1 protein-coding gene is annotated in these 2,427 nt (G+C 70.5%); it reads left to right on the top strand.

Annotated elements, in window-relative coordinates; all coding sequences use genetic code 11:
• Positions 1–2,286: translation initiation factor IF-2 (gene infB / locus ABZ260_RS50020; RefSeq protein WP_355632727.1), on the top strand; the 2,286-nt coding region annotated here is incomplete at its 5' end.
• Positions 2,287–2,427: the final 141 nt, after the last annotated feature.

Raw genomic sequence — 2,427 nt, 5'->3', positions numbered from 1 at the left:
GATCGCGGTCCCCGCGAGGGTCGCGACAGCGCCGGTCCCCGTCCGCCCGGCGCCCGGTACGGTCCGCCCGGTGCGGCCGGCCCGCGTCCGGGTCCCGGCGCGGGTGGCCCGCGTCCCGGCGGCGGTGCGGGTGGCCCCGGTGGTCCGCGCCCCGGTGGTCCGCGTCCCAGCCCGATGATGATGCCGCAGGGCCGGCCCGCCGGTCCCGGTGGTGGCGCGGGTCGTCCCGGTGGCGGTGCGGGTGCCGGTCGTCCCGGTGGCGGCGCAGGCCGTCCCGGTGGTGGCGGCGGTCGTCCCGGTGGCGGTGGCGGCGGTTTCGCCGGTCGTCCCGGTGGCGGTGGCCGTGGCCGCGGTGGAGGCACCGCGGGCGCGTTCGGCCGTCCCGGCGGACGCCCGACCCGCGGTCGCAAGTCCAAGCGCCAGCGGCGTCAAGAGTTCGACAACATGCAGGCCCCGGCGATCGGCGGCGTGCAGGCTCCTCGCGGCAACGGGCAGACGATCCGCCTGTCGCGCGGCGCCTCCCTGTCGGACTTCGCCGACAAGATCGGCGCGATCCCGGCGTCCCTGGTGCAGATCATGCTGCACCTGGGCGAGATGGTGACCGCCACGCAGTCGGTCAACGAGGAGACGCTCCAGCTTCTGGCCGCCGAGCTCGACTACAACCTGCTTGTGGTCAGCCCGGAGGAGGAGGACCGCGAGCTCCTGGAGACCTTCGACATCGAGTTCGGCGAGGACGAGGGCGACGAGTCCGACCTGGTCGCGCGCCCGCCGGTGGTGACCGTCATGGGTCACGTCGACCACGGTAAGACCAAGCTGCTCGACGCCATCCGCAACACCAACGAGGTGGCGCAGGAGGCGGGTGGCATCACCCAGCACATCGGTGCCTACCAGATCGCCGCCGAGCACGAGGGCGAGGACCGGAAGATCACCTTCATCGACACCCCGGGTCACGAGGCGTTCACCGCCATGCGTGCCCGAGGTGCCAAGGTGACCGACATCGCCGTCCTGGTCGTCGCGGCCGACGACGGTGTGAAGCCGCAGACCATCGAGGCGCTCAACCACGCCCAAGCGGCCGACGTGCCGATCGTCGTCGCGGTCAACAAGGTCGACAAGGAGGGGGCGGACCCGAACAAGGTGCGCGCCCAGCTCACCGAGTACGGCCTGGTCGCCGAGGAGTACGGCGGCACCACGATGTTCGTCGACATCTCCGCCAAGAACGGGACCGGCATCGAGAACCTTCTCGAGGCCATCCTGCTCACCGCGGACGCCGAGCTCGACCTGCGGGCCAACGACACGATGGACGCGCAGGGCGTCGCCATCGAGGCCCACCTCGACAAGGGCCGTGGTCCGGTCGCGACCGTGCTGGTCCAGCGCGGCACGCTCCGCGTCGGCGACTCGATCGTCTGTGGCGAGGCCTTCGGCCGCGTCCGGGCGATGCTCGACGACAAGGGCGAGGCGATCCAGGAGGCCGACCCGTCCCGTCCGGTGGCAGTCCTCGGTCTGACCGCGGTGCCGGGCGCCGGTGACAACTTCATCGTCGTCACCGACGACCGGATGGCGCGCCAGATCGCCCAGCAGCGCGCGGCGCGCAAGCGCATCGCGGACATGGCCAAGTCCGGCCGTCGCCGCACCCTCGAAGAGCTCTTCAGCGAGATGGAGAAGGGCCAGGTCGACGAGCTCAAGCTCATCATCAAGGGTGACGTCTCCGGTTCCGTCGAGGCTCTGGAAGACGCGCTGCTCAAGATCGACGTCGGTGACGAGGTGCGCCTGCGGGTGCTCCACCGCGCCGTCGGTGCGATCACCGAGTACGACGTCAACCTGGCGGTCGCCGACGACAACGCGGTCATCATCGGCTTCAACGTGCGCCCCGAGGTCAGGGCGCGCGATCTGGCCGAGCGCGAGGGCGTCGACATCCGCTACTACTCGGTCATCTACCAGGCGATCGAGGAGATCGAGGCGGCCCTCAAGGGCATGCTCAAGCCGGAGTTCGAAGAGGTCCAGATGGGCACCGCGGAAGTCCGCGAGGTCTTCAAGGTGCCGAAGATCGGCAACATCGCCGGTGCTCTGGTCCGCTCGGGCACGATCGTCCGCAACAGCAAGGCCCGTCTCATCCGCGGCGGGGTCGTCATCTCCGACAACCTCACCGTCTCCTCGCTGCGTCGCTTCAAGGACGACGCGACCGAGGTGCGCGAAGGGTTCGAGTGCGGTATCGGTGTCGGCTACAGCGACATCAAGATCGATGACGTCATCGAGACCTTCGAGATGCGGGAGAAGCCGCGCGTCTGATGCCCCCGGACAGGCAGCAGGACCGTCCCGCCGGCCGCCCCCTCTGGGCCACTACGGGCTCATGAACCGCGACACCAGCGCCAAGCCGTCCATGCTCGCCTACGCCACGGCTGCGCAGGTGCTGGACCGGGCGACGTTCGT

It is taken from the genome of Streptosporangium sp. NPDC006013 (genome assembly GCF_040614275.1).
GTDB lineage: Bacteria > Actinomycetota > Actinomycetes > Streptosporangiales > Streptosporangiaceae > Streptosporangium.
Note: the sequence above shows the minus strand (reverse complement) of the source record. Positions and strands in the feature narration are given on the sequence as shown.